The 26,195-nt window shown below is 68.8% G+C and carries 23 protein-coding genes and 1 tRNA gene; 13 read left to right on the top strand and 11 right to left on the bottom strand.

Annotated elements, in window-relative coordinates; genetic code table 11:
* Nucleotides 1-24: 24 nt before the first annotated feature.
* Both LK06_RS15635 and LK06_RS15630 read left to right on the top strand, forming a co-directional pair.
* Entirely contained in the window at nt 25-555 is a 531-nt protein-coding gene (locus tag LK06_RS15635; protein WP_039653662.1) for a peptidylprolyl isomerase, read from the top strand.
* A gap of 141 nt (nt 556-696) precedes the next feature.
* Nucleotides 697-1,587 carry a rhomboid family intramembrane serine protease gene (locus LK06_RS15630; RefSeq protein WP_039653660.1) on the top strand — a complete coding sequence of 297 codons (891 nt, stop codon included), beginning with the start codon at nt 697-699 and terminating at the stop codon, nt 1,585-1,587.
* 283 nt (nt 1,588-1,870) lie between these two features.
* Here the strand turns inward: LK06_RS15630 and crgA are convergent, their stop codons facing one another.
* Nucleotides 1,871-2,125, bottom strand: a complete 255-nt coding sequence (crgA, locus tag LK06_RS15625) for a cell division protein CrgA (protein WP_039653658.1) — start codon at nt 2,123-2,125, stop codon at nt 1,871-1,873.
* A 163-nt stretch (nt 2,126-2,288) separates the two neighbouring features.
* On the opposite strand from crgA, the gene LK06_RS15620 reads away from it, so the two are divergent.
* The 6 genes from LK06_RS15620 to LK06_RS15595 all read left to right on the top strand — a co-directional run bounded on the left by LK06_RS15620 (nt 2,289) and on the right by LK06_RS15595 (nt 6,696).
* Nucleotides 2,289-3,074: a DUF881 domain-containing protein gene (locus LK06_RS15620; RefSeq protein WP_063891047.1), complete on the top strand. Its 786-nt coding sequence runs from the start codon at nt 2,289-2,291 to the stop codon at nt 3,072-3,074.
* A gap of 30 nt (nt 3,075-3,104) precedes the next feature.
* Nucleotides 3,105-3,794: a class E sortase gene (locus LK06_RS15615; RefSeq protein ID WP_039653656.1), complete on the top strand. Its 690-nt coding sequence runs from the start codon at nt 3,105-3,107 to the stop codon at nt 3,792-3,794.
* A gap of 63 nt (nt 3,795-3,857) precedes the next feature.
* Nucleotides 3,858-4,019: a hypothetical protein gene (locus LK06_RS15610; protein ID WP_039653655.1), complete on the top strand. Its 162-nt coding sequence runs from the start codon at nt 3,858-3,860 to the stop codon at nt 4,017-4,019.
* Nucleotides 4,016-4,654, top strand: coding sequence for an aminodeoxychorismate/anthranilate synthase component II (locus LK06_RS15605; protein WP_039653653.1), 639 nt, complete (start codon nt 4,016-4,018; stop codon nt 4,652-4,654). The genes LK06_RS15610 and LK06_RS15605 overlap by 4 nt, the downstream gene beginning before the upstream one ends.
* Nucleotides 4,651-5,880 (top strand): class E sortase, encoded by a 1,230-nt coding sequence (locus LK06_RS15600; protein ID WP_071659206.1) that lies wholly within the window; start codon nt 4,651-4,653, stop codon nt 5,878-5,880. The genes LK06_RS15605 and LK06_RS15600 overlap by 4 nt, the downstream gene beginning before the upstream one ends.
* A gap of 63 nt (nt 5,881-5,943) precedes the next feature.
* A complete protein-coding gene (locus tag LK06_RS15595; RefSeq protein WP_039653649.1) occupies nt 5,944-6,696 on the top strand; it encodes a class E sortase in 753 nt (250 codons plus the stop codon).
* Nucleotides 6,697-6,756: 60 nt separating this feature from the next.
* Here the strand turns inward: LK06_RS15595 and pknB are convergent, their stop codons facing one another.
* The 6 genes from pknB to LK06_RS15560 all read right to left on the bottom strand — a co-directional run bounded on the left by pknB (nt 6,757) and on the right by LK06_RS15560 (nt 14,984).
* The gene (gene pknB / locus LK06_RS15590; RefSeq protein ID WP_039653648.1) at nt 6,757-8,757 is read right to left on the bottom strand and encodes a Stk1 family PASTA domain-containing Ser/Thr kinase; all 2,001 of its coding nucleotides are present in this window, start codon (nt 8,755-8,757) and stop codon (nt 6,757-6,759) included.
* A 215-nt stretch (nt 8,758-8,972) separates the two neighbouring features.
* Nucleotides 8,973-10,448, bottom strand: a complete 1,476-nt coding sequence (locus LK06_RS15580; protein WP_039653645.1) for a peptidoglycan D,D-transpeptidase FtsI family protein — start codon at nt 10,446-10,448, stop codon at nt 8,973-8,975.
* Nucleotides 10,445-11,893, bottom strand: a complete 1,449-nt coding sequence (locus tag LK06_RS15575) for an FtsW/RodA/SpoVE family cell cycle protein (protein ID WP_039653643.1) — start codon at nt 11,891-11,893, stop codon at nt 10,445-10,447. The genes LK06_RS15580 and LK06_RS15575 overlap by 4 nt, the downstream gene beginning before the upstream one ends.
* 27 nt (nt 11,894-11,920) lie before the next feature.
* A complete protein-coding gene (locus tag LK06_RS15570; RefSeq protein WP_174673989.1) occupies nt 11,921-13,471 on the bottom strand; it encodes a Stp1/IreP family PP2C-type Ser/Thr phosphatase in 1,551 nt (516 codons plus the stop codon).
* A 132-nt stretch (nt 13,472-13,603) separates the two neighbouring features.
* Nucleotides 13,604-14,134 (bottom strand): FHA domain-containing protein FhaB/FipA, encoded by a 531-nt coding sequence (locus LK06_RS15565; RefSeq protein WP_043434420.1) that lies wholly within the window; start codon nt 14,132-14,134, stop codon nt 13,604-13,606.
* 10 nt (nt 14,135-14,144) lie between these two features.
* Nucleotides 14,145-14,984 (bottom strand): FHA domain-containing protein, encoded by an 840-nt coding sequence (locus LK06_RS15560; protein ID WP_039653640.1) that lies wholly within the window; start codon nt 14,982-14,984, stop codon nt 14,145-14,147.
* A 488-nt stretch (nt 14,985-15,472) separates the two neighbouring features.
* Between LK06_RS15560 and LK06_RS15555 the strand changes: the two genes are divergently transcribed.
* Nucleotides 15,473-15,559: transfer RNA gene (locus LK06_RS15555), tRNA-Leu, on the top strand.
* Between the two features lie 1,152 nt (nt 15,560-16,711).
* Nucleotides 16,712-17,044, top strand: coding sequence for a helix-turn-helix domain-containing protein (locus LK06_RS15550; protein WP_071659207.1), 333 nt, complete (start codon nt 16,712-16,714; stop codon nt 17,042-17,044).
* 66 nt (nt 17,045-17,110) lie between these two features.
* Here the strand turns inward: LK06_RS15550 and LK06_RS15545 are convergent, their stop codons facing one another.
* The 3 genes from LK06_RS15545 to LK06_RS15535 form a co-directional block, all read right to left on the bottom strand.
* On the bottom strand, nt 17,111-17,908 hold the full coding sequence (locus LK06_RS15545; protein WP_052318982.1) for a hypothetical protein: 798 nt from the start codon (nt 17,906-17,908) through the stop codon (nt 17,111-17,113).
* A gap of 437 nt (nt 17,909-18,345) precedes the next feature.
* Complete coding sequence (locus LK06_RS15540) at nt 18,346-19,083, bottom strand: flavodoxin family protein (protein WP_043434423.1); 738 nt, start codon at nt 19,081-19,083, stop codon at nt 18,346-18,348.
* Nucleotides 19,084-19,624: 541 nt separating this feature from the next.
* Nucleotides 19,625-21,526, bottom strand: a complete 1,902-nt coding sequence (locus tag LK06_RS15535) for a potassium channel family protein (protein WP_043434426.1) — start codon at nt 21,524-21,526, stop codon at nt 19,625-19,627.
* A gap of 635 nt (nt 21,527-22,161) precedes the next feature.
* Here LK06_RS15535 and LK06_RS15530 point away from each other — a divergent pair.
* The 3 genes from LK06_RS15530 to LK06_RS15520 all read left to right on the top strand — a co-directional run bounded on the left by LK06_RS15530 (nt 22,162) and on the right by LK06_RS15520 (nt 24,852).
* Nucleotides 22,162-23,529, top strand: coding sequence for a DUF2252 domain-containing protein (locus LK06_RS15530; protein ID WP_078858971.1), 1,368 nt, complete (start codon nt 22,162-22,164; stop codon nt 23,527-23,529).
* A gap of 131 nt (nt 23,530-23,660) precedes the next feature.
* The gene (locus tag LK06_RS15525; protein ID WP_043404757.1) at nt 23,661-24,473 is read left to right on the top strand and encodes a hypothetical protein; all 813 of its coding nucleotides are present in this window, start codon (nt 23,661-23,663) and stop codon (nt 24,471-24,473) included.
* A 49-nt stretch (nt 24,474-24,522) separates the two neighbouring features.
* Nucleotides 24,523-24,852 carry a rhodanese-like domain-containing protein gene (locus LK06_RS15520; RefSeq protein ID WP_039653629.1) on the top strand — a complete coding sequence of 110 codons (330 nt, stop codon included), beginning with the start codon at nt 24,523-24,525 and terminating at the stop codon, nt 24,850-24,852.
* A gap of 154 nt (nt 24,853-25,006) precedes the next feature.
* Here LK06_RS15520 and LK06_RS15515 read toward each other — a convergent pair whose 3' ends face one another.
* Nucleotides 25,007-26,149: an acyl-CoA dehydrogenase family protein gene (locus LK06_RS15515; protein WP_043434432.1), complete on the bottom strand. Its 1,143-nt coding sequence runs from the start codon at nt 26,147-26,149 to the stop codon at nt 25,007-25,009.
* Between the last annotated feature and the right edge of the window lie 46 nt (nt 26,150-26,195).

The raw sequence follows: 26,195 nt of genomic DNA, 5'->3' as shown, positions 1-26,195 counted from the left end.
CACGAAGACAACGGAAGGCAGATCGTGGCTGAGCAGCTTTACGCCACCCTGAAGACCAACCACGGCGACATCGAGGTCCGGCTGTTCCCGAACCACGCGCCCGTGACGGTCAAGAACTTTGTCGAACTGGCCCAGGGCGAGCGCGAGTGGACGCACCCGGGTACGGGCGCGAAGGGCAAGAACCGGCTCTACGACGGCACGATCTTCCACCGTGTCATCAGCGGCTTCATGATCCAGGGCGGTGACCCGCTGGGCACCGGCATCGGTGGGCCGGGCTACGAGTTCGAGGACGAGTTCCACCCGGACCTGTCCTTCAACAAGCCGTACCTGCTGGCCATGGCCAATGCCGGCCCGGGCACCAACGGCTCGCAGTTCTTCATCACCGTGGCCCCGACCACGTGGTTGAACCGCAAGCACACCATCTTCGGCGAGGTCACCGACCCGGCCAGCCAGAAGGTCATCGACGCCATCGCGGCCGTGCCCACCGGCCGCAACGACCGTCCGGCCAAGGACGTCGTCATCGAGTCGGTCGTCATCGAGAAGCGCGAGGGCTGAGCCCACCGCTCTCCGGAACGTCCCGTGCCGGAGTCGCACCGGAGAACACCCCGCGAGGGAACCAAACGCCCCGCTCGTCCGTAAGGAAGAGCGGGGCGGGGTATGTGCCGGGGACAGTCCCACGATGAACAAGGGGAAGCGATGGAGGACCAGGCGGCAGGCAGCGCGCAGGACGCCCGCAGCGTGCCCGGGTGCTACCGGCACCCGGACCGCGAGACCGGTGTGCGCTGCACCCGCTGTGACCGCCCCATCTGCCCGGAGTGCATGGTCAGCGCCTCGGTCGGCTTCCAGTGCCCGGACTGCGTCCGGGCGGGTGGTCCCGGCACGGGGCACGGCCCCCGGGCCTCCCGGCCGCGCACGGTCTCCGGCGGCACGGTGACGGCCGACCCGCGGCTGTTCACCAAGATCCTCATTGGGATCAACATCGCGGTGTTCATCGCCATCCACGCGGACCCGGCGCTCGTGGAGCACCTGGTCCTCATCGGGGAATGGCCCCCCAGGCCGTTCACCCCGACCCTGGGAGTCGCCGAGGGTGAGTGGTACCGCTTCGTGACGTCGATGTTCGCCCACCAGGAGTACTGGCACATCGGCTTCAACATGCTGAGCCTGTGGTGGATCGGTGGCCCTCTGGAAGCGGCTCTGGGCCGCGCCCGCTACCTGACGGTTTACTTCGTCTCCGGGCTGGCCGGCGGCGCGCTGACCTACTTGCTCGCCTCCCCGAACTCCGCCTCGCTCGGCGCCTCCGGCGCGATCTTCGGGCTCTTCGGTGCCACCGCCGTACTGATGCGCCGGCTGAACTACGACATGCGGCCGGTCATCGCGCTGCTCGTCATCAACCTGATCTTCACCTTCGGCTACGGCAACATCGCGTGGCAAGCCCACATCGGCGGCTTGGTCGCCGGTGTCGTGACGGGGTACGCCATGGTCCACGCCCCGCGCGACAAGCGGACGCTGGTGCAGTACGGCACCAGCGCACTGGTGCTGCTGGCCGCGCTGGCCCTCGTGGTCGTCAGGACCGCTCAGCTCACCTGATACCGAACCGTTGTCCACAGCGCGTGGCGGATCCTGTGCACACTGTGGGGGCACAGCTGTGCCCCCTGTCACTCGGATGTGTTTCCGCAGATCAGACAGGGGGCGAATGGGTGTACGACGATGGGTGGGGCAGTCACACCGGCGTCAACCGCCGATGAGTTATCCACAGATCGTAGTCTTTTCCCCAGGCTCTTTGTGGATACCTCTGCCAACCTGTGGATAACTCAGTGGACAGGCCCTGGGCAGAGCTGTGTGACGCTGCTGGAGGACGGTCGGCGCGGTGTTACTTCCACTGTGTGGACACGCCGAAGCCGGCGGCAATGAAGCCGAATCCGATCACGATGTTCCAGTTGTCCAGCGCGTCGATGGGCAGTGAGCCGTCGGTCACATAGAAGACGACGATCCAGGCCAGACCGATGACGAACATGGCCAGCATGACCGGCGCGACCCAGGCACTGCTGCTCAGCTTGATCGCCGCCGTCTGCTTCGCCGGCGGCGGCGTGTAGTCGGCCTTCTTGCGGATACGTGACTTCGGCACGAGGGTCTCTCCTGTCGATGCGCTGCGTGGCCGCGCAGGTAACTGGGTCGGGCTCGGGGCAGCGTACAGGCAGCGTACAAGGGGTCGGCATGACGACTCTGCGCGCTCCCCCGGGCGTCCGTTAGCGTAGTGCTTCCGTGGCGCTGAAGGAGATAAGGGTACGTTGAGCAATTCTGCCGACTCTCCAGGGACGGAATCAATGGGTCCCGTCCCTGGCCGCACGCGCTTCCGCCCGGTGCGGATGCTCACGGCGGCCGTCTTCGCCCTCGCCGGGCTCATCTTCTTCACCAGCTTCGACACGGCCAAGGGTACGGACATCCGCCAGGACGACTCCCTGCTCAAGTTGTCCGACCTGATCCAGCAGCGCAGCCGCAAGAACAAGGACCTGGACGAGTCCAATGCGGTCCTGCGTGACGACGTGGAGTCGTTCGCCGAGCGCGACGGCGGCAGCACCGAAGCCCAGGATCAGCGGCTCGCCGGTCTGGAGAAGCGTGCCGGCACCCAGAAGCTGACCGGCAAGGCCGTCACGGTCACCCTCAACGACGCCCCGCCCAACGCCACCGCCAAGCTTCCCGGCTATCCCGAGCCCCAGCCCGATTACCTGGTCATCCACCAGCAGGATCTGCAGGCCGTGGTGAACGCCCTGTGGCTGGGCGGAGCCAAGGGCATCAAGGTCATGGACCAGCGGTTGATCTCCACCAGCGCCGTGCGCTGTGTGGGCAACACCCTGATCCTCCAGGGCCGCGTCTACTCGCCGCCGTACAAGATCACGGCGGTCGGGGACCCGGGCAAGCTGCGGCAGGCACTCGCGGCGAGCAAGGCGATCCAGACCTACATGGTGTACGTCAACGTCTACGGCCTCGGCTGGAAGGTCACCGAGGACGGGCCGGTGACTCTTCCCGGCTACTCGGGCACAGTGGACCTGCACTACGCGAAGCCAGTGGAGTAGGCAGATCCCGGTCCCCGTCAGGAGCCGCCGGTGCGCGCGATCGTCCGGACCGCCAGCGAACTGTGCATCACCGTCGGCACCTTGATCGTGCTGTTCGTCGCCTATGTACTGTTCTGGACGGGGGTACGGGCCGACGGTGCCATGCATGACCAGATCGACCAGTTGCACCGGCAGTGGGCGCAGGGTGGCGTGCGGTCGTCCGACGCCCCTGAAAGGCAGACCGTGGTCGTGAAGAAGCCGGCGCCGTACCACTACGGCAGGGCCTTCGCGATCATGTACATCCCGCGGCTCGGTTCCAGGTGGAACAAACCGGTGCTGGAGGGGACCGGGCGGGACGTGTTGGCGAAGGGTCTCGCCCACTACCGGGGAACCGCACGGCTCGGCGGGAAGGGCAACTTCGCGGTGGCCGGGCACCGGCGGACGTACGGGGACCCGCTCAAGGACTTTCCCGAGCTCCGGCCCGGGGACGCCGTGGTCCTCACGGACGGGACGACCTGGTTCACGTACCGGATCGACAAAGGGCCCTACCGAACCGTTCCGACGGACATCGGGGTGATCGACCCCGTGCCACGTGAGTCCGGGTACACGCGTTCGGGCCGGTACCTCACGCTGACCACGTGCGACCCGGAGTGGGGTCACAGCCACCGACTGATCGTCTGGGCGCATCTGGACTCCACACAGCCTGTGGAGGCAGGCGAACCGAAGGCTCTGCGCCGTTAGTCTGGTGACGTACGGCGTGCGGCTGGTGCCGTAGAGGATACGGAAGGGACGGCAAGGGACGGCATGTACGGCTGGATCTGGCGGCATCTGCCGGGGAACACCTGGGTGAAGGCGCTCATCTCACTCGTCCTGGTCCTGGCTGTGGTCTACACCCTCTTCCAGTACGTCTTCCCTTGGGCCGAACCGCTGCTGCCCTTCAACGATGTGACGGTGGACAACCAGTGAGTGCGCGGATTCTCGTCGTCGACAACTACGACAGCTTCGTCTTCAACCTCGTTCAGTACCTGTACCAGCTGGGCGCCGAGTGCGAGGTGCTGCGCAACGACGAGGTGTCGACCGCCCACGCCCAGGACGGCTTCGACGGCGTGCTTCTCTCCCCCGGACCCGGGGCTCCGGAGCAGGCGGGCGTGTGCGTGGACATGGTCCGTCACTGCGCCGCCACCGAGGTGCCGGTCTTCGGGGTCTGCCTCGGCATGCAGTCGATGCAGGTGGCGTACGGCGGCGTGGTCGACCGTGCGCCCGAACTGCTGCACGGGAAGACCTCGCTGGTCGAGCACGAGGGCAAGGGCGTCTTCGCGGGTCTGCCCTCCCCCTTCACCGCGACCCGCTACCACTCCCTGGCCGCCGAGCCGGCGACGGTCCCCTCCGAGCTGGAAGTGACCGCCCGCACGCACGACGGCATCATCATGGGTCTGCGCCACCGCGAACTGCCCGTCGAAGGAGTTCAGTTCCATCCCGAGTCGGTGTTGACCGAGCACGGTCACCGAATGCTGGCCAACTGGCTGGCGGAGTGCGGTGACCCGGGTGCCGTGGCGAGGTCGGCGGGGCTCGCCCCGGTGGTGGGCAGGGCCACGGCGTGACCGCCCTGCGCCCCGAGCGCGAGGACTTGTCCGGCGGTGGGGGGCCGCCGTACGAGTCCCACGGCGGTGCGCCGGACGACGATGGCGGTGCCGGACGCCGTTCCGGGCGGCATGCCGGGCGCCGGGAGGACCCGCCGACGGCCCCGATGCCGGTCATCACGGAGGAGCCGGGAGGCCCGAGGGGCCCGCAGGAGCCGGCCGGCCGGAGGAGTCCAGGAAGCCCGGTACCCCCCGTCCCCGGCGGCCCGGGCGCGCTGTTGCCCTCCGCCGACGAGGAGACGATGGCGCTGCGGATCCCCGGCCCGCCGCCCGCCGGCTGGCAGAGCCCGCCCATACGCGCCTCTGCGACTCCTTCTGCCCCTCCTGTCACAGGAACCTCACCCGGTGGCCGTGCGGCCCGCAGAAGGGCCGCCAAGCGGCGCGGCGGACGCCATGGTGGGGCCAGGGAGACCGCTGAGGCGGCTGAGAGGCCTGAGCGCGCGCGCCCTTCGTCGCCGGTGGCCGGGCGGCCGTTGTCCCGGGTGGAAGCCCGTCGGCAGGCGCGGCTGCGCAAGCCGGGCCCGGCCGTCATCGCGAGTCGGGTGATCGGCGAGGCGTTCATCACCACCGGCGTGCTGATGCTGCTGTTCGTGACCTACCAGCTGTGGTGGACGAACGTTCGCGCGCATGCGCAGGCCGGTAACGAGACCCACCAGCTCCAGGACGACTGGGCCAGCGGCAAGCGCAGTCCGGGGGTCTTCACGCCGGGCCAGGGCTTCGCCATCCTGCACATTCCCGAGCTGGACGTGGTGGCGCCCATCGCCGAGGGCGTCAGCACCAGCAGGGTGCTCGACAAGGGCATGGTCGGGCACTACGGCGAAGCCCCGCTGAAGACCGCGATGCCCGGGGCGAAGACCGGCAACTTCGGGCTGGCGGCCCACCGCAATACCCACGGTGAGCCGTTTCGCTACATCAACAAGCTCAAGCCCGGCGACCCCGTGGTGGTCGAGACACAGGACACCTACTTCGTCTACAAGGTGACCTCGACCCTTCCGGTGACGCCGCCGTCCAATACCAGTGTGCTGGACCCCGTCCCCAGGGGTTCCGGCTTCACCAAGCCCGGCCGCTACATCACCCTCACCACCTGTACGCCGGAGTTCACCAGCAAGTACCGGCTGATCGTCTGGGGCAAGATGGTCGAGGAGCGCCCGCGCAGCGAGGGCAAGCCGGACGCGCTCATCGAATAGGTCGGAGCGGCCCGGTCGGCCTGGGCAGGGCCGAGCCGGGCATCGAGTAAGGGCAGAGGAACTGTGGCAGCCACCGCCGACGAGACCGAAGAACACGCGGACGCCTCCGACCGGGAGCCCGGCCCGCGCCGCCGGCGGCCCGGCCGGATCGCCATGGCAGTCAGTGTCTTCGGTGAACTCCTCATCACCATGGGCTTGCTGCTTGCCCTCTTCGTCGTCTACTCCCTCTGGTGGACGAACGTCATAGCGGACCGCACGGCGGACAGGCAGGCGGACAAGGTCCGCGATCACTGGGCCCGCGCGACGGATTCCGCTCCCGGTGCGCTGGACACCAAGGACGGCATCGGCTTCCTGCACGTGCCGGCGATGGAGAACGGCGAGGTCCTGGTCGAGAAGGGCACCGGCACGGACGTCCTCAACGACGGTGTGGCTGGCTATTACACGGAACCGGTCAAGGCGACCCTCCCGATGTCCGGCAAGGACGGCAACTTCACCCTGGCCGCCCACCGGGACGGTCACGGCGCGAAGTTCCACAACATCGACAAGCTGAAGAAGGGCGACCCGATCGTCTTCGAGACGAAGGACGACTGGTACGTCTACAAGGTCTACTCGATCCTCCCCGAGACCTCGAAGTACAACGTCAAGGTCCTGTCGTCGGTCCCCAAGGAGTCGGGCAGGAAGAAGCCCGGCCACTACATCACCCTGACGACGTGCACGCCCGTGTACACCTCCCGCTACCGGTACGTGGTCTGGGGCGAGCTGGTCCGGGTGGTGAAGGCGGACAGCAAGCGGACCCTGCCGGCGGAGCTGCGCTGAAGCGGCGAGTGGGCCCCTGCCTTTTCCTCCCGGCAGGGGCCCACTCGGGCGGGCGGGGCGTCAGCCGCTGATGCCGCCGAAGAAGTTGGCTCCCCCGTTACCGCCGCCGTTGTTCCCGCCGCCCAGGTCCACCGTGGTCAGGACGATCTGGGTGTTGGCCGGATCGACCTGGCTGCCCGGGGCCGGGGTCTGCTTGAACACCCGCGCGTTGTCGTCGTTCGGGCCGTTGACCTGAATGTTCGTGAAGCCCCGCTGCTGCAGCTGCTGCGTGGCGTTCTTCAGGGACCGCCCTTGGAGGTTCGGCACCTGCACCTGCTGTTGCTGCTGGAGCTGGCCCACATTGACCGCGATGGGCGTGTTCTTGTGGACCTGCTGGCCCGCCTGCGGGTTGGTCCCGAGGACCTTGCCGTCGTCGTCGGGGTTGTCCGTGGGGGTGTTGTTGCAGGTCGGCGACAGGCCCAGTTGCTGTAGTTCGGCCTTGGCCTGGTCGCAGGACTTGCCGATCAGGTCGTCGGGGACGGTGACCTTCTCCTCCGGCTTGGCGACCGTGAGGGTGATCGTGGTGCCCTTCTCCTTGCTCGTGCCGCCCGCGGGGTCCTGGGAGATGACCACGTTCGGCGTCTGGGCCGACACCTGCGTCTTCTTGTCGACCTCGAATCCCTTGGCCGTCAGCTGGGCCTCGGCTTGGTCGAACTGCTGGCCGCGGACGTCCGGCACCTGGACCTTGGGCGCGCCCGTCGAGACCACCAGGTTGACGGTGGTGCCCTTGGCCACCTCGGTCTTGGCGTTCGGATCCTGTGAGCAGATCTGGCCCTTGGGCTGGTCGGCGCAGGGCTTCTTGGCGATCGACACCTTCAGCTCGACGTTGTCGGCCATCTTCCGGGCCGTGTTCTCCTGCTGGCCGATGAAGCTGGGCACCGGCACCTTGCCGTCCCCGGTCTTGCCGCTGAAGGCCCATTTCCCGATCAGGATCGCGCCGATCAGCACCAGGACGCCCGCGACCACGAGAAGGATCGTGGAGGTGTTGTTGCCGCCCTTCTTCGGCTGGCGACGGCGGTCGGGACGGTCGTCGTAGCCGTAGCCGTAGCCGTCGTCGGGGTTCATGGGCGGGAGCATCGTCGTCGCCGCGGCGCCCGGGTCGGAACGGAGGGCCGTTGCGGGCTGCTCGTCGGGGTAACCGCCGTAGGCCACGGCGCCCATCGCGGCCGTGGCCGCGACCGGCTGGCCGTCGAGGCAGGCCTCGATGTCCGCGCGCATCTCGTCGGCCGACTGGTAGCGGTAGTTCGGATCCTTGACCAGTGCCTTCAGGACGATCGCGTCCATCTCGGGGGTGATCTCGGGATCGAAGACGGAAGGCGGCTGGGGCTCCTCGCGCACGTGCTGGTAGGCCACCGCGACCGGGGAGTCACCGACGAAGGGCGGGCGGACCGTCAACAGCTCGTAGAGGAGACAACCCGTCGAGTACAGGTCCGAGCGGGCGTCGACCTGCTCGCCCTTGGCCTGCTCGGGCGAGAGGTACTGCGCGGTGCCGATGACCGCCGCGGTCTGCGTCATCGTCATACCGGCGTCGCCCATGGCGCGGGCGATGCCGAAGTCCATCACCTTGACTTGGCCGTTGCGGGTCAGCATGACGTTGGCCGGCTTGATGTCGCGGTGGACGATGCCGTTGCGGTGGGCGTACTCCAGGCCCTGGAGGATGCCGATGGTCATCTCCATCGCGCGCTCGGGCAGCAGCTTGCGGCCGGAGTGCAGCAACTCGCGGAGCGTGGAGCCGTCGACGTACTCCATCACGATGTACGGGATGGACACCCCGTCGATGTAGTCCTCGCCCGTGTCGTAGACCGCCACGATCGCGGGATGGTTGAGCGAGGCGGCCGACTGGGCCTCCCGGCGGAACCGGGCCTGGAAGGAAGGGTCACGCGCGAGGTCCGCGCGCAGCGTCTTCACCGCCACGGTGCGGCCGAGGCGGGTGTCATGGGCGAGGTAGACCTCCGCCATGCCACCACGGCCGAGCACCTGGCCCAGCTCGTACCGGCCGCCGAGGCGACGCGGCTCTTCCATAGCTACTTACCAGCCCTCTCCGTCGGTCTCGGCCGTCACGCCCGTGAGCGGTCCGAGGCTGCCGTCCGGGCCTACGGTACCCGGCTCGCTTTGTATGACCTGGCCAAGCCCGGAACCCGATACAGGACCGGTATCGCAACGTGCATCGATGTGAAGGGGGTGTGAGCGGGCTCACTTCCGTGAGCGGGGCGTCTCACCTCCGAGGGCCGGCGGTCTCACTTCTTACCGTTGATGACCGCCTCCATCACACTCTTCGCGATCGGCGCGGCCAGGCCGCCACCGGAGATGTCGCCGCGGTTGGCCTGCTCGTCCTCGATGACCACGGCCACGGCGACCGGTGAGCTGCCGTCGCTGAGCTTGGCGTAGGAGATGAACCACGCGTACGGGTTCGCACTGTTCGCCACGCCGTGCTGGGCGGTACCGGTCTTGCCGCCGACGGTGACCCCGTTGATCTGCGCGTTCTTTCCGGTGCCGTCCTTGACGACCGTCTCCATCATCGACTGCAGGATCTGTGCGTTCTTCGACGACAGGGGCTGGCTCATCTCCTGAGGCTCGGTCTGCGCGACCGTGTCGAGGGTGGAGGACTGCAGCTTGTCGACCATGTACGGCTTCATCAGCTTGCCGTCGTTGGCGACCGCAGAGGCGACCATGGCCATCTGCAGCGGGGTCGCGGCGGTGTTGTACTGCCCGATGGAGGACAGAGCGGTGTTCGCCGCGTTCATCTTGTCGGAGAACACCGAGGCGCTGGAGCGGACCGGGGTGAACTGCTCGGAGTCGAAGCCGAACTTCTTCGCCTCGGCGAGCATCTTGTCGTTGCCCAGGTCGGCGCCGATCTTGCCGAAGACCGTGTTGCAGGACCACTGGAGCGCGACCCGCATGGTCGCGTTCTTGCAGGGGATGTTGCCCTCGTTCTTCAGCGGGACGTTGGTGCCCGGCATGATCCACGGCAGTGGCGACTTGGTGTGCTGGTTCGCGTCTGTGTACAGGCCGTTCTCCAGTGCGGCGGCCGCCGTGACCACCTTGAAGGTGGAGCCCGGCGGATAGGTCTCGCGCAGCGCCCGGTTCAGCATCGGATCGGCGGGGTTGTTCTTCTTCTGGAGCTTGTTCCAGGCCTTGGCGTCGTCGTTGGAATAGCCCGCGAAGGACGAGGGGTCGTACGACGGGTAGGAGGCCAGCGCGAGGATCTTGCCCGTGGACGGCTCCAGGGCGACCACGGCGCCCTTGCCGCCCTGCCGCTTCAGACCGTCGTACGCGGCCTTCTGCGCGGCCGCGTTGAGGGTGGTGACCACATTGCCGCCCTGCTTCGGCTTGCCCGTGATCATGTCCAGGGTGTTGCGGAAGAAGAGCCGGTCGTCGTTGCCGGTGAGGATGCCGTCATCGATCTTCTCCAGCTGATTGCCGTCGAAGGCCTGCGAGGAGTAGCCCGTGACCGGCGCCCACATGGGCCCGTTCTTGTAGGTGCGCTTGTACTTGAAGTCGCCGCTCTTCGACTGGGTCGAGCCGGTGATCGGGTTGCCGTCGACGATGATGTCGCCCCGGGGGTACGCGTACCGCTCGATCGCAACCCGGCGGTTGTTGGTGTTGGTGCGCAGTTCGTCGGCCCTGACGTACTGGAGGTAGTTGTCCCGGATCAGCAGGGCGAGGACGAGGATTCCGCAGAAGACCGCGATCCGGCGCAGGGGCTTGTTCATGACGGGCGGACCACCTGGGTCATCTCGGCGTCGGGATTGCTGGCAGGGGTGGGTGCCGGGCGGCGGGCGGTGTCACTGATGCGGATCAGGATGCCGATGAGCGCCCAGTTGGCGATCACCGAGGAGCCGCCGTACGCGAGGAACGGCATGGTCATACCGGTCAGCGGGATGAGCCCCATCACACCGCCCGCCACGACGAAGACCTGCAGTGCGAAGGCGCCGGACAGGCCGACGGCCAGCAGTTTGCCGAACGGGTCGCGGGCGGCGAGGGCGGTGCGGATGCCGCGTTCCGCGATCAGGCCGTAGATCAGCAGGATCGCCATGATGCCCGCCAGCCCCAGCTCCTCGCCGAAGGTGGCGAGGATGAAGTCGGAGTTGGCGGCGAACTTGATCTGCTCGGAGTGGCCCTGGCCCCAGCCGGTGCCCAGGGTGCCGCCCGAGCCGAACGCCCACAGGGCCTGCTGGAGCTGGTCGGAGTGGGCGATGCCGTCGTGGGTGACCATGCGGCTGAGCTTGTACTCGCGCATCGGGTCGAGCCAGGCGTGCACACGGGTCTGGATGTGCGACTCGAAGCTCGCCACGCCGACGGCGCCGACCGCGGACATCAGTAGACCGAAAACGATCCAGCTGGTTCGCTCGGTCGCCACGTACAGCATGATCACGAACATGCCGAAGAACAGCAGCGAGGTGCCGAGGTCGGTCTCGAAGACCAGGATCAGGATCGACATCGCCCAGACCACGACGATCGGGCCGAGGTCGCGTCCTCGGGGCAGGTAGAGGCCCATGAAGCGGCGGCTGGCCAGGGCGAGCGCGTCGCGCTTCACCATCAGGTAGCCCGCGAAGAAGATCGCCAGCACGATCTTGGCGAACTCACCCGGCTGGATGGTGAAGCTGCCGATCCGGATCCAGATCTTGGCGCCCAGGACGTTCGCGCCGAGGCCCGGGATCAGCGGGAGCAGCAGCAGGACCAGCGCCGTCGCCATGGAGATGTAGGTGTAGCGCTGCAGGGTGCGGTGGTCCTTGAGGAAGATCAACGTCGCGATGAACAGCGCGATGCCCATCGCCGTGTAGATCAGCTGGTTGGTCGCCTTGCCGCCGGCCACGTTGATCGCCTGCAACAGTTTCGACTGGTCCAGACGCCAGATCGCAACCAGTCCGAGCCCGTTGAGTAGGGTGGCCAGCGGCAGCAGCAGCGGGTCGGCGTACGGCGCAAACTTCCGTACGACGAGATGGGCGACACCGGCCAGCAGGCCGAGGCCCAGACCGTAACTCAGCAGCCCGGCGGGCACCTTGCCGTCGAGGGCCAGGCCCACGTTGGCGTAGGCGAACACCGGGATGACCACGGCGAAGACCAGCAGGGCCAGCTCGGTGTTGCGGCGGCTCGGCGCGCCGATCGCGCCGATCGTGGACGTGTGGTGCGTCGGCGAGTTTGTCGTACTGCTCATCGTGTGACGGGGCCTCTCACGGCTTGCCTACTGCTTGCCGCACTGATCGACGACCTTCTGCTCATCCTCGGAGAGGCTCGGGCCGGGGTGGGGCGTGGCGGTCGCGGACGGGGTCGGAGACTTCGAGGGCGAGGCGGAGGACGGCGCGGACGCCGAGGGGTTCGGCGTTTGTGATGCCTTGGACGTCCGTGAGGCCAGGGTGGTTCCCGTGGCGGCTTTGGTCTTGCCGTCGTCCGTCTCGGCGTTCTTCGCGCTCGCGGTGGCCGCGCGTTCGGCCTGCTTCCGGCAGGCGGAGGCCTGCACGGCCAGCTCCTGGACCTTCGCCCGGGCGTCCGTCAGGCCGCCTTCCGCGATCGTGGCCCTGACCTGCTTCTGCTGGTAGGGCGGCAGGTACTTGAGTTCGATCTCGGGATGGTCCTTCTCCACCTTCGACAGCGACACCCAGGCCAGGTCCTGGCTGATCCCCCGGTAGAGCGCGACGTGCTCGCCCTTGGCGCCGACGTAGTACTGCGTCTGCGTCCAGCGGTAACCGCCGTACAGGCCGCCGCCGATGACGGCGAGGGCGAGGGCGCTGTAGAGGGACCTCTTCAGCCACTTGCGCTGCCTGCGCGGCTTGGTGAAGTCGCCGTCGGCGTAGTCGCCGAAGCCGTCGGTGGGGATGTAGCCGGTGGTGTCGCCGGAGCCGGGTGGACCGAACTCCCCACCGCCGTGGCCCTTGCTGTGTCGGCCCAGGTGGGAGGCGCGGCCGGCCGGGGTCTGCATGATGCCGTTGTCGTGCAGGTGGTGCTGGTTCTCGGCGACGGCACCGACCACGATCGGCTGGTCGGACAGCTGGCCGGCGAGGGTGTCACCGGTGTCCAGGTCGAGGACGTCGGCGACGATGACGGTGATGTTGTCGGGCCCGCCGCCGCGCAGAGCGAGCTGAATCAGTTCCTGCACGGTCTCCTGCGGGCCCTGGTAGCTGGCGAGGGTCTCCTCCATCGTCTGGTGGGAGACCACGCCGGACAGGCCGTCGGAGCAGATCAGATAGCGGTCGCCGGCCCGCACCTCGCGGATCGACAGGTCGGGCTCGACGTGGTCGCCGCTGCCCAGGGCGCGCATCAGCAGGGAGCGCTGCGGGTGGGTGGTGGCCTCTTCCTCGGTGATCCGGCCCTCGTCCACGAGCCGCTGCACCCAGGTGTGGTCCTGGGTGATCTGGGTCAGTACGCCGTCCCGCAGCAGGTACGCGCGGGAGTCGCCGACGTGCACCAGACCGAGTCGCTGTCCGGTCCACAGCAGCGCGGTCAGAGTGGTCCCCATCCCCTCCAGCTGCGGGTCCTCCTCGACCATGGCGCGCAGCTGGTCGTTGGCGCGCTGCACGGCTGTGCCGAGGGAGGTGAGGATGTCGGAGCCGGGGACGTCGTCATCGAGGGTGACCAGGGTGGAGATCACCTCGGAGGAGGCCACCTCGCCGGCCGCCTGGCCGCCCATGCCGTCAGCGATCGCGAGCAGGCGGGGACCGGCGTAACCGGAGTCCTCGTTGCCCTCCCGGATCATGCCTTTGTGCGATCCGGCGGCGAAGCGCAGTGACAGACTCATGCCCACCTCGCCCGTCGGCTCCGGGTACAGCCGGTCGTGTCGAGCCACACTGCCCACCCTCCGGTCGGGAGCGCGCCGGAGACCAGGTGGCGGCCTGCCGCTGCGTGCTCGCTCCGCTCGCTCATTGTCGTACTACTTCCGCAGCTCGATGACGGTCTTGCCGATGCGGATCGGTGCGCCCAGCGGGATCGGTGTGGCGGCCGTCAGCCGGGACCGGTCCAGGTAGGTGCCGTTGGTGGAGCCGAGATCCTCGACGATCCACTGGCCGCCCTGGTCCGGGTAGATCCTGGCATGGCGGCTGGAAGCGTAGTCGTCGTCCAGCACGATCGTGGAGTCGTGGGCCCGGCCCAGGGTGATGGTCTGGCCCTGCAGCGCCACGGTGGTGCCGGTCAGGATGCCCTCGGTCACGACCAGCTTGGTGGGGGCGTTGCGTCGCTGCCGACCACCGCCCTGCTGCCCGCGTTGCTGGGGAGGCGCGGCCTGCTGTCTGGCCGGCTGTTGCCGGGCCGACTGCTGCGAGCGCCCGGCCTCCCTGCGCGATCCGCGCTGGGTGACGCGCGTACCGAATAGGTCGCTTCGGATGACCTGCACGGCCACGATCACGAACAGCCACAGTACGGCCAGGAAACCCAGCCGCATGACCGTGAGGGTCAGCTCTGACATTGCCCCCGCTTCACCCTTCGGCTTGCCTATAGATAACGGTGGTGCTGCCCACGACGATCCGCGAGCCGTCGCGGAGCGTAGCGCGGGTGGTGTGCTGCCCGTCCACCACGATGCCGTTGGTGGAGCCGAGATCCTGGATCGTCGAGGGCGTTCCGGTTCGGATCTCGCAGTGTCGGCGGGAGACGCCGGGGTCGTCGATCCGTACGTCGGCGTCGGTGCTGCGGCCCATGACCAGCGTGGGGCGGGAGATCTGGTGGCGGGTGCCGTTGATCTCGATCCAGTAGCGGGTGCGGGTGCCGCCCTGGGTGGGCTGCGGGTAGCCGTATCCCCCGGACCGGGCGCCGGGCGGCGGCGCAGCGGGCATCGGGGGCGCGCCAGCAGGAGCGGCCGGCGGGTAGCCATAGCCGCCCTGGCTGCCCTGCTCGCTCTGCCCGGGGCGACCGGCCTGGGGGGCGGCGGGGGCCTGCTGGCTGCTGGAGGAGGCGAGGGTGCGCGAACGCACCCGGTACAGGCCGGTGTCGAGGTCGTCCGCCTTCTCCAGGTTGACCTTGATCGGTCCCATGAAGGTGTAGCGCTGCTGCTTGGCGTAGTCCCGCACCATCCCCGCCAGCTCGTCGCCGAGCTGCCCGGAGTAGGGGCTGAGGCGCTCGTAGTCCGGTGCGCTCAGCTCCACGATGAAGTCGTTGGGTACGACGGTGCGGTCACGGTTCCAGATGGTGGCGTTGTTGTCACACTCCCGCTGGAGCGCGCCGGCGATCTCCACGGGCTGGACCTCGGACTTGAAGACCTTGGCGAAGGTGCCGTTCACCAGACCTTCGAGACGCTGCTCGAACTTCTTCAGGACTCCCATGGGGCACCTCCTCCGTCCCTGCCGTTGTCTTGCCTTGCTGTGTGCTGATGCCTTGCCTGGTGCTGTCGGTACTGCTGCTGCTTACGGGTACTGCTTTACTGATCGTATCTACGCGCTCGGCGATCAGCCGGTTCCCCCAGCGGCTCTTCTCGAACTGTTCCCGGAACCGACGTCCGGGAGGTCTTGCATGATGCCTCTGGGGCCTCCTCCCGGCATGGATCGTAGAGGCGGCTGAAGACCAGTGTCCCGCACCTGTCTGTGCACACCGCCCCCCTCCTGGGGAGATGGCCGGGACCGGTACGAGGTTGATACGTGAACCGGCACTCCTTGATACGTGTGCGCCCGGGGCCGCGGGTGCGGGCGCACTGCCTGCCGGTGGGTCGGCGGGCGCGGATAAGGGATGTGAACCCACCCCGTCCGACGTGCTAATGTTCTGGATGTCGGAAGGGGCCAGCCCAGCGGGGTCGGAGCCGGAAGACGCACCCAATGCGCGGGTGGCGGAATAGGCAGACGCGCTGGATTCAGGTTCCAGTGCCCGCAAGGGCGTGGGGGTTCAACTCCCCCCTCGCGCACCATAGGAGAAACCGTTAAAACGGGTCTCTGTCTGTGATGAGAGTCACGACGGGGCCCGTTTTTCGTTGTTCCAGGGCTGTCTGGTTGCCGTGAGGCTGAGCACAGTCTGGCCAGGCCGTGCGAAGGGCCCCGCCCGTGAGTTGTCTCACGGGCGAGTCTCGTCTTCGTCGTGGTGCAGCGCTTGGGATCGCCTGCGCCGCGATGCTGTTGATGCAGCGGCAGCGTGCGGAGCCGGGTTCCGGGGTGACGAGGGGCGGATGCCGTGGCCCGTGGTGTGACGGGGCCGGGCCTTGCCCGTTTCGGCGGGGCAGACCATCCGCTGGCAGCTGTCGGTGCCGGCCTGCTGCTTCGGCCTGAGTCGGTGTCCGCGGCGGACGGCGATCAGCCGGAACCCAAGTCTCGCGGTCGATGCGCTCGGCGCGCGGGTTCGTGGTGGCGTTGATGAGTGGCTCGGGCATGGACAGGCAGGGGGACCGGCGGCCCTCGACGAGGACGACGCTCCGCGTGCCTCCTGCCTGCCGAGGGCGCCGCCGGCTGCGGGGGAGCGCTAGCTTTGGGCTGTTGGACGAGCGAATCGCGCGGTCACAGGGATGGCGCCGACAAACGATCGCGAGATCCGGTCCGAGTGGCCAGCGCTTGGGTGTCGGCGATGTCGTTCACTAGGCGCGAGTGGGCCAGTCCTCGCACCGTCTGCGGGGGCGAGCCGGTCCGCTCTGGTCACGGACGCCCGTCCCTCGTCCCGGCTCCTGTCCGCACTCGGGTCCACGGGCGGGGTGGCCCGAGTGGGCAGTCCGGCGGTTGCGCCCCGGGCCCGGAACGGTCGGTGGATAAGCCGGCTCACATGGTCAGGCAAGCCTGACCGGGGGGAGGAGGGGGGAGAGAGAACCTGTGACGGCTCGGTCTTCTGGTGTGTGAGGAGGAGGAAGGCCCGGGCCGTGGCCGCGTGGGAGTGGTCGCCCCATTGGAGTGACGTCCCATCAGCCGCCTCGATCGCTCAAGGAGGTCATAGTCGCAGGTCACGGGCGCTCCTTCGGGATGTTTCGCGCGCCGCGGTCGAAGATTCCGCTGGAATCAAGTGTTTAGTTAGACCTAAAAGTGGCATCCTTGAAGCGGCGGCAACATCCGTTGCAGCAGCTTGAGTTGGGGGTCATGTCATGAGCTTCTTCGCTCGTAGTGAGAGTGAGGTCGAGTTAGCTGGCGCACGATTGGCGCGACAAGCGTCCGCCTCTCTCGCGGGCCTGTTGTCAGGACTCGGAAAGTCACGTTCCGACCTTGCCAAAGCCATGGGTGTCAGCCCCGGCCGGGTCAGTCAGATCATGTCAGGTGACGCAAACCTGACGATGCGCACATTGGCGGCTGCGGCGGAAGCGCTGGGAGCGGATGTTGAGATCAAGTTCTCTCCCCGTCGGCCGCAGGCTGCGCAGTGCTTGCCCGTGAGTGACGAAGAGCCGTTGCCTTCGTACAAGAGCAACGTCTCTCTGCGTTGATGAGCGTGTCTCGCCGCCACCAAGGTCGGCGAACCGACAGGCATGCAGTGCTGCTGACTGCTGCCGCTAGGGGCGGTTGCGGTGGAAGCTGAGCCGTCTTCGTTGCACGGGCAGCGGTGAGCTGCGGAAGGCATCGTTGGGAAGCGCTTTGGCGCGCAGTGTCCCAAGCTCGGACTGTTCCGTCCGACGGCCGTGTACGTAGGCGCAGAGCAACAGGTCCCCACAGCGGCTGAAGGCTTCGCCGAAGGCGCTGCGGCACTGGTAGACCTCTTCGTCAGTGGGCTCTCTCATCCAGCCGGTGTGCGTGTCCCTGCGGGCCTCGTCAGTCTTCGTCTGCACCTCCAGTGCGTGGATCATGGCCTTGTCCGCCGCATCGAAGAGGTTGTTGATCGTCTTGTTGAGCGTGGGATGACGATTCACCAGATGGTGCTTGAGTTCGTGCACGAACACGCGAAGGTGTGTTGACTTCTCGAAGCCGTCGAGGAACTCGGCGCACCAGCTGTGAGCGTCGAGGCACATGCGGTAGTCGAGTCGTTCCCTGAGCCAGGCGATGCCGAGTGTCATGAACTTGACGTAGGGCTGGGGCGTGTCCTCCTGCCTCTTGCGCGGCATGGTCGTGACACCGGTCGCTAGGCCTGCGGCTGCCGGAGGCAGCTTCGCCAGGTGCGGAAGCGCCAGACCGGCGGCGATCCCGACCGCACCTGCCAGAACGAGAACCAGAAGTGCCAGGCCGGCAGATCTCCAGCTGCCCAGCAGCCAGCCCTTGCCGACGGAATGGCGGACTAAGCCGATCCACGCGAGGCCGGCGCTCAGCACCGCCGGTAATACGTAGCCGGCGAGCCAGCCGTGGTGATCCCAGATCATGAACGGTCCCAAGTCATGCGTGGACAGGTAGGACCGTCGCAGGCGAGCAGAAGGTGAGCCGGGCTCCCCCTCGGCGTGTGCGCCCAGCCCTCTCACGGCAGGCCCCAACGAGTCGGCCGCAGCGAGTACCGGTGATGATGTCACCCGTTGCGTCCCCGTGGCATTGCTTTGTGCAACAAGCGGCCACTGACTGCGGTGTTCCAGCCACTCTGGGTCTCGTGCGACCGAGTGACTCCGTGCGCCGCGGAAGGACGGCGGTCACTCGTGTGTGTCCGTTGCCCCCTGGAGGTCACCGAGCACGTCCTCGGCCTGTGGCTGCTTCCCGCGGAGGCTGCGCCCCGTGCCGCAGGTGCGCTACGGCACCTCCTGCCGCAGCGAGGAGGGGGCTTCCCTCACCGTGCGTCCGCGCGCACCGTGGTGGTGCCGCGGCGCGGTGCCTACCGGTGCTCGGGGTTCTCGTAGGCGCGGCGGCAGCCCGCGTCCCAGGCGGTGCGCTGGTTGCCGTAGGCGGGGATGCCGCCGAGGTCCTTCAGCGCCCGGGCCAGGTGCAGCAGGTTCCAGGTCATGAAGGTGGTGTTGCGGTTGGTGAAGTCGTTCTCCGGGCCGCCCGAGCCGGGGTCGAGGTAGGAGGGGCCGGGGCCTGCCTCGCCGATCCACCCGGCGTCCGCCTGGGGAGGGATGGTGTATCCCAGGTGTTGGAGGCTGTAGAGGACGTTCATGGCACAGTGCTTGACCCCGTCCTCGTTGCCGGTGATCAGACAGCCGCCGACACGGCCGTAGTAGGCGTACTGGCCGGCTTCGTTGAGCAGGCTGGAACAGGCGTAGAGGCGTTCGATCACCCGCTTCATCACGGAGCTGTTGTCGCCCAGCCAGATGGGGCCGGCCAGCACGAGGACGCCGGCCGCCATGACCTGCTGGTAGAGGTCCGGCCAGGCGTCCGTCTGCCAGCCGTGCTCCCCCATGCCGGGCCACACACCGGTGGCGATGTCGTGGTCCACCGCCCGCACGACATCAACGTGCGCCCCCTGTGCCTCCATGATGGCGGTGCTGCGGTCGATCAGTCCTCGGGTGTTGCTCGTCTCCGGTGAACGCTTCAAGGTGCAGTTGATCACCAGCGCATGCAGGTCGTCGTACCGGGCCGGCGGCGCGTCGGTGGCGGTCGACGAATCGGGCAAGGGGCCTCTCAGGGTCCTGTCGCCGCACGGTGCGCGGCGACGCGCCAGCCTCCGGATCCAGCCTGCGGGCCGATGGCGCCGGGCGCCACTTACCGGATAGACGCGGGCCATGCCCTTGCGACGAGTCTGCCGCCTCAGTGACGGCCCTCGACGAGTCGCGCCGCGTCGGCCCCCGCTGGGTGGGCGCGTGGTGCTTCCCGTACCCGGGGCGTGGGCCTCGACCCCTTCTGGGCCGCCGTACGCCCCGGGCTCCCCGGGGCCCAGGGCCGGTCCCGGGGGTGATCCGTAGGGTGGCGGGAGGGAGCGGGGAAGGACGGGGGGCCACCCCCAGGGCACGAACAACACAGCCGTCAGGGCGATGAGGTACCACCAGATCGCTTCTTCCTGCTCCTCCCCCTCGCCTCCACGTCGGGAGCGAGCCCAGAGCCGGAGCCTACGGACCCGCGCTTGGGCGCCCGGCAGCCCGTGAACGGCCGGACTGCGTGGTCTGATCGTCGTGTCGCATGGCTCCGGTTGTGGTCCGTCAGCCCGCGCCGTGGGCTCAGCCAGAACGGGTCCGTGAGCGTGGCTGCCGGCCCAGGAGTTCGGCCAGCCCTTGCCGGGTCGCCGCGAGCACCACACGGTCCTCGCGGCGCAGGACGTAGCCGGAGTGGAGTTCCCAGACCAGGCCGCTGGTGCGGCCGGCGGCGTCGGGCACGGGGGTGGCCGCGAGGTCGGGCCGGCGCTCCTCGGGAGAGGCCGTGTCGAGCGCCAGGACCCGCCAGGCCCCGGGCCGGAACGACTCGGCGACGGTCCGCCCCTCCAGTTGGGGGTGCCCGGCGACGTTCAGCGCGGCAAAGACGAGGACGCGGCGCTCCACCGGAACGGCACCGAGGATCTGACGGCCCATCATGGCTCCTGCGAAGGCGGGGGCGGCGAGGCTGGAGACGCTACGGCTGCGGGTGAGGGCCCGCGGGTGGGCGGAGCGCAGCGTGCGGTGGACGGCCGCGGCGAACTCGTCGTCGTACAGACGCAGTACCACCCTCAGGTCGGGCCGGAGGGCGCGTGCGTACAGGGATGCTTCCAGGTTCGTCGTATCACTGCTGGTGAGCGCGAGCAGGGCGTGTGCGCGTCGGATGTTGGCCGCTTCCAGGACACCCTCCTGGGTGACGTCTCCGACGACGGTGGGTACGCGCAGCCGGCGGGCCAGCGGAACGCCCCGTGCCTCGGGGTCCTCCTCCACGCACACCACGGGAATGCCGAGTTCCCTCAGTCGGGCCAGTACCCGGGTGCCCACCTTGCCCAGACCGAGCAGGACGACGTGGCCAGACAGGCCGCGGGGCGGGCGGCGCAGCGAGGAGGCCGTGCGGAAGGTGCCGAGGGCCTCCAGGACCGCGGCCAGCAGGACCGGTAGGAACAGCAGACCGGCCACGCCGGTCAGGAGTTGGAGGATCTGACGTGACAGGGGCTCGCCGATCGCCGGGTCGTCGATGGCGAAGAGGTCGAGCACGGTGAGGTAGGCGGCGTGCAGCGGATGGCTGCCGGTGGTCAGCCAGGTCGCCACGGCCATCGCCAGCACACAACCCACGAGCCCGGCCAGGGACCAGCGCAGCCGACGTGAGAACAGGGAACCCACCGGAACGGCGCGCCGTCCGGCCAGACGTCGGGAGGGCGTGGCGGAACTGGCGTGAGCGACCGCCTCAAGGACGACCGTGCCGCGACCCGTGGCGGCGGCGACCGTGTCGTCGTCGGGCAGCAGTAGGGGGGCCTCCCGACCGCTGGTGTCCGAACCCTCCGCTCCTGCAGGGTCGTTGGTGGTGGAGGACAGCAGGGCCAGGGTGCACAGCCCGGGGGCGGCGATGCTGCCGGGGCCCGGCGGGGTGCGTTCCACCGCCCGCAGTAGTAGTCCGTCGGCCTGCACGATCTTGCTCGTGCCCGCGACTGCGGTGGCCGCGAGCGCGGGTGCTGCCGTGTCGGCGTCGGACAGGACCGTGGTGGAGGTGTCCAGGGCTTCCGGGTCCAGGCCGGGGACGGCGAGTGCGGCGGCTTGGTCGAGGAGTTCCTCCAGGTGCTGGCCCAGCCTGCGGTTGTAGAGGCGGATGACCAGACGGAGGCGCGGGTTGAGACGGCGGGCGGCCAGGGCGGCGTGGACGTTGATCTCGTCGTCGTCGTGGACCAGGGCCACCGCGGCGGCGTCCTGCACACCGGCCGCGGCCAGGGCGGCTGTGTCCGGTTCGGCGGCCTCGACCACATGGGGGGCTGCGGGTGCCGCGTCCGCTCCCGTGCCCTCCCCGCGGTTGACGACGGCCTGCACCCGTCCCAGCAGTGACGCGGCGCGCACCCGCCGGGTGGTGGTGCCGTTGCGCCGAGCGGGCGGTACGACAAGGGTGACCTGTTCCCCGTACACCGTGGTGAGTTCGGTGGCCAGCCGCTCGGCCAGTGTGTCGTCGCCGCATACGATCATGTGCCCCGACCGTGGGGCGCCGTGGGCGGGCTGGGGGATCAATGCCATGCCGTACGGCACCTCCGGGGCGGACTGAGGGTGGGGGGCCCAAGTGGGCCAGTGGTTGGCGGGGCCGGCCCACCGGGCGAACGCTGTCTCGGACCCCGTCTGGCGGGCTTTCGGCCGCACCGCCGGGAACGGTACCTGCTGCCGGCTCGACGCCGGCAGGTGCGATGGCACACATCAACTACGCCGAATATTGCCGGATTTCGGCAGGCGGCGTGGGGGCGCGGGCACTTCGGCGGCCCGCACCCCCGGGCATGCCAGGGGGTGCCTGGGTTTCCACAGGTGCCCGGTTGTCCACAGGGGCCTGGTTGTGCGCGGGCACCCAGTTGTCCACACGGGCCCTGTTGTCCACAGGGTCTGACGGCTTCCGGCCACCGGCTGTACGGTCGGCACGAGTTGATGTCTGGTCTGAAGCGCGCGCACGTACGCGTTCGGGGGAGGCGGTTGAGGTGACCGAAGTCGGTGTGGAAGCGGGAGCGGCGGGAGAGGGCGCGTCGTTCGGTGAAGTGGGGCAAGGAGCGGTGTTGACTACGGCGGTCGTGGCAGCTGGGTCAGGGACGGAGCCGAGGGCGGGGCGCAGGCTGCCCCGGATGAGTGGCTTCGCCGCATGGCCGCGGCAGGGCTCGCCCAAGGCGGAGGGTAAGGGAATCAGGTCGAGTGTGCCGCGCAGCGCGCACCGGACCCTCGACCTGGACGCCTTGCGCCCCGATGCGGTGAGCGCGGTCGAGGAGTCCAACGCCGGCCGCATCCCCGAGCTGACACCGATTCGGGTGGGCCGGATGGCGGCGACCCCCTTCGCTTTTCTGCGCGGCTCCGCCGGGCTGATGGCGTACGACCTGGCGCGCACCCCCACGACCAGGATCGGCGCCCAGATATGCGGTGACGCGCATGCGGCCAATTTCGGCCTGTACGGCGACGCCCGCGGGGGCTTGGTCATCGACCTCAACGACTTCGACGAGACCGTGCACGGCCCCTGGGAGTGGGACCTCAAACGACTCGCGGCATCGCTGGTGCTGGCCGGGCGGGAGGCGGGAGCCGACGAGGACACCTGCCGCACGGCGGCGCGGGACGCGGTCGGCGCCTATCGACACACCATGAGGCTACTCGCCAGACTGCCCGTGCTGGACGCGTGGAACGCCATCGCCGACGAGGAGTTGGTCTCCCACGCCGACGCTCACGACCTGCTCGGTACCCTGCAGCGCGTCTCGGAGAAGGCACGGGCCAACACCAGTGGTCGGTTCGCTGCGAAGTCGACCGAGGCGGTGCAGGACGGCGGACGGCGCTTCGTCGACGCCGCGCCGGTGTTGCGCAGAATCCCGGATGCCGAGGCCGCTGCGGTCGCCGCGTCCCTGGAGCTGTACCGAGACACCGTCAGCGAGGACCGGCATCCCCTGCTCGCCCGCCATGCGGTGCACGACGTGGCCTTTCGGGTGGTCGGTACCGGTAGCGTCGGCACCCGGTCCTACGTTGTGCTGCTCCTCGACCACCGCGAGCATCCGCTGGTGCTGCAGGTGAAGGAGGCCCGCCCCTCCGTTTTGGTCCCGCACCTGACCGCGGCCGGATTCGACGCACCGCCAGTGGAGCACGAGGGCCGCAGGGTGGTCCTCGGGCAGAAGAGCATGCAGGTGGTCAGCGACATCCTGCTGGGCTGGACCACGGTCGACGGGCGCCCATTCCAGGTGCGCCAGTTCCGTAACCGAAAGGGCAGCGTCGACCCAGCCGCGCTCGCCGCCGACCAGATCGACGACTACGGCCGCATGACCGGCGCCTTGCTCGCCCGCGCCCACTCCCACAGCGCTGACCCAAGGCTGATCGCCGGATACTGCGGCAAGAACGAGGAGCTGGACGAGGCGATGGCCGATTTCGCCGTCGCCTACGCCGATCGCACCGAGGCGGATCACGCGCAGCTGGTCGCGGCGGTGCGGGCGGGGCGGATTCGGGCGGAGACGGGGGTGTGAGAAGGGGGGTGAGAAGAGGGGGGTGAGAAGCGGGCGTAGCAGGCTCTCGGCCGACCGTCAGAATGCCGCGACTGGCCGCTGAGTCCGGTCACCGTGGACAGCGGGTTCCGGCCGTGGCCTACGCTGGTCGGGTGACGACCCCGGAAGCCGACCAGTCCCAGGCGCCGCGGCCCGAGGAACGGCTCGAACGGGCCGTACGGGCCGCCGAGCAAGCCTTGATCGAATACGAGATCGCCGTGGAGACCTTCCGCGTCGAAGTCGAGAACTTCTCCAGGCTGCACGAGCAGAGACTCGGCCCCCTCTACGCCCGCATCGAGGAGCTTGACGCCGAGATCGCCGAGGCGAAGGCTGCCCGCACCGGCGACCCCGAGGACATCCGCCGCGCCGAGGAAGCCCGCGCCCGGGTGGTGCCGATACCCGGCGTCGAGGAACTGCTGAACGGCTGGATGGACGGGCAGGGCTTGTTCCCGGAAGCCACTGCCATGCTCACCGACCAGGCGGTACGGCCTCCGCAGCGGGTGCGCCCCAGCGAAGAGGCCCGTCGGCTGTTCCGCGAACTGGCCCGGAAGGCTCACCCCGACCTGGCGCAGGAGGAGGGGGAGCGGCAGCGGCGTGAGGAGTTCATCACGCGCGTCAATGCCGCTTACGCCTGCGGCGACGAGACACTGCTCAAGGAACTGGCCGAGGAGTGGGCGGCGGGTCCGGTTCCGGCCGAGCGCCGCCCGAGTCCCGCCGAAGAGCTCTACGCCCGGCTCGAATGGCTCTCCCAGCGCAAGGAACTACTCACCCTCGTCGCCCGTGAACTGGAGGAAAGCGCCATCGCCGGCATGCTCCGTCTCGCCCCTGACGACCCCGACGGGTTGCTCGACGACATCGCCGGCAGGCTGCGCGCCGACATCGGCCAGCGCGAAGCGCAATTGGCGGACCTGCTGGAAGAGGGCTGAGCAGCATCTGCCTTCCGGTAGCGTCGGGGACATGAATTTCGGAGCTGGTGTGCCCACGGTCGAGATCGCGGACCTCAAGGACGACGACTTCCTGCTGGACGTCCGTGAGGACGATGAGTGGAAGGCCGGCCACGCCGAGAGAGCGCTGCACATCCCCGTCAGCGAGTTCATGGCCCGCTTCGGTGAACTGACCGAGGCCGCCCCGCAGGGCGGTCATGTCTACGTCATCTGCCGATCCGGCAATCGCTCGGCCCGGGTCACCCTGTACCTGGTCCAGCAGGGCGTCGACGCGGTGAATGTCGACGGCGGCATGCAGGTCTGGCAGGCAATGGGGCGCCCGGTGGTCACCGACGACGGCCAGCCTGGTCTCGTGCTCTAGAGACCGTCGCGGATCGCAGCCTGTCCGGCCGCATCCAGGGCGGAAGCCGGCTCATTACGGGTCGGGAGTTTGAGGCTGAGTCTCTTGTGGGTGCTGGAGCGTCCGGCGCCCGGGGCGGGGTGATCGGGAGTCGGAGTTTTGCGGGGCCTCGCGGTCAGCCGAGCGGGTGTGCTGCCAGCAGGTCACCAAGCCTCTCCTCGTAGGCCGCCGCCGGGCCGAGTGCCAGCTCCAGGTGCTTGGCCCAGGCGTGGTACCGGTGCAGTGGGTAGCTGGTGTCCGCGCCGAATCCGCCGTGCAGATGCTGCGCGGTCTGTACCACTCGGCGTACGCCCTCCGCCGCCCAGATCTTCGCCACCGCCACGTCTCCGGTGGCGGGCAGCACACCCGATGCCCCCGAGGTGATCCGCCAGGCGGCCTGCCACAGGGTGGCCTCCATGGCACGCAGGTCGATGTACCGGTCCGCCGCCTGCACCGCCACGGCCTGGAAGGTCGCGATCGGATACCCGAACTGCTCTCGCTTCCCCGTGTACTCACTCGTCATGTTCAGTACGTGTTCGCCCAGTCCGAGCGCCAGCGCGCAGGTGCCGGTCACGAGCAGCGCGTGCAGCCATTCCCATGCGCCGTCGGACTCGATGACGTCCGCCGCGTCGATCCGCGTGGACGCCAGCCGCAGTTCGGCCAGCCGCTCCCCGTTCGTGGACACCTGCTCGGTAAGGGTCACCCCGTCCTGCTCACGTGGTACCAGGGCGAGCACCGTCCGGTCGGCTACGGAGCCCTCGACACGCGCCGGTACGACCACGAGGTCCGCGTCGTACACCCACGGCACCGCCGTCTGTACCCCGTCCAGTACCCAGGCCGCCGCCTCCCGCTGAGCGGTGACGGCCTGTTCGGCCGGGTCGTGGCCGGTACGCCCGTTGGCCGCGACGGTCAGCACCAACTGCCCGCGGCCCGCTCGCGCCAGCAGTCCTGCCGCCGACTTCGGCTCCCCGTAGGCCTGGACCGTAGCCGCGGCGGCGCTGTGCTCCAGCAGTGGCACCCGGGCCAGAACCCCGGCGGACTCGCGGAGAACCAGGCACAACGCAATCGCGTTGAGGCCCGCCCCGCCGTGTGCCTCGTCGAGGAGCAGACTCAGCAGGTCCGCATCGGCGAGCCGGGACCACAACTCCCGGTCGAACCCCTCCGCCACGGCTCCGGTGGTGAGCGCCGGACTGGGTACCGAGTCCGGCGCCACCCCGGCGAACACACCTCGTGCCGCCTCGGCCGCTGCCAGCTGTTCCTCGGTGAAGGTGAAGTCCACGGCCTGTCCTCCCGGGGGTCCGGTCATCCGACGGTTGGTCGGCAAT

Source organism: Streptomyces pluripotens (genome assembly GCF_000802245.2).
GTDB classification, from domain to species: Bacteria; Actinomycetota; Actinomycetes; order Streptomycetales; family Streptomycetaceae; genus Streptomyces; species Streptomyces pluripotens.
The sequence above is the reverse complement of the archived record's forward strand: the minus strand, read 5'-3'. Positions and strand labels throughout refer to the sequence as shown.

Coding starts and splice junctions, on each gene's coding strand:
- LK06_RS15580 (WP_039653645.1), bottom strand. CDS start 10,448: ATGAACAAGCCCCTGCGCCGGATCGCGGTCTTCTGCGGAATCCTCGTC.
- LK06_RS15530 (WP_078858971.1), top strand. CDS start 22,162: ATGAGTGGCTTCGCCGCATGGCCGCGGCAGGGCTCGCCCAAGGCGGAG.
- LK06_RS15565 (WP_043434420.1), bottom strand. CDS start 14,134: ATGTCAGAGCTGACCCTCACGGTCATGCGGCTGGGTTTCCTGGCCGTA.
- pknB (WP_039653648.1), bottom strand. CDS start 8,757: ATGGAAGAGCCGCGTCGCCTCGGCGGCCGGTACGAGCTGGGCCAGGTG.
- LK06_RS15550 (WP_071659207.1), top strand. CDS start 16,712: ATGAGCTTCTTCGCTCGTAGTGAGAGTGAGGTCGAGTTAGCTGGCGCA.
- LK06_RS15560 (WP_039653640.1), bottom strand. CDS start 14,984: ATGGGAGTCCTGAAGAAGTTCGAGCAGCGTCTCGAAGGTCTGGTGAAC.
- LK06_RS15630 (WP_039653660.1), top strand. CDS start 697: ATGGAGGACCAGGCGGCAGGCAGCGCGCAGGACGCCCGCAGCGTGCCC.
- LK06_RS15535 (WP_043434426.1), bottom strand. CDS start 21,526: ATGATCGTATGCGGCGACGACACACTGGCCGAGCGGCTGGCCACCGAA.
- LK06_RS15610 (WP_039653655.1), top strand. CDS start 3,858: ATGTACGGCTGGATCTGGCGGCATCTGCCGGGGAACACCTGGGTGAAG.
- LK06_RS15570 (WP_174673989.1), bottom strand. CDS start 13,471: ATGAGTCTGTCACTGCGCTTCGCCGCCGGATCGCACAAAGGCATGATC.
- LK06_RS15575 (WP_039653643.1), bottom strand. CDS start 11,893: ATGAGCAGTACGACAAACTCGCCGACGCACCACACGTCCACGATCGGC.
- LK06_RS15545 (WP_052318982.1), bottom strand. CDS start 17,908: ATGATCTGGGATCACCACGGCTGGCTCGCCGGCTACGTATTACCGGCG.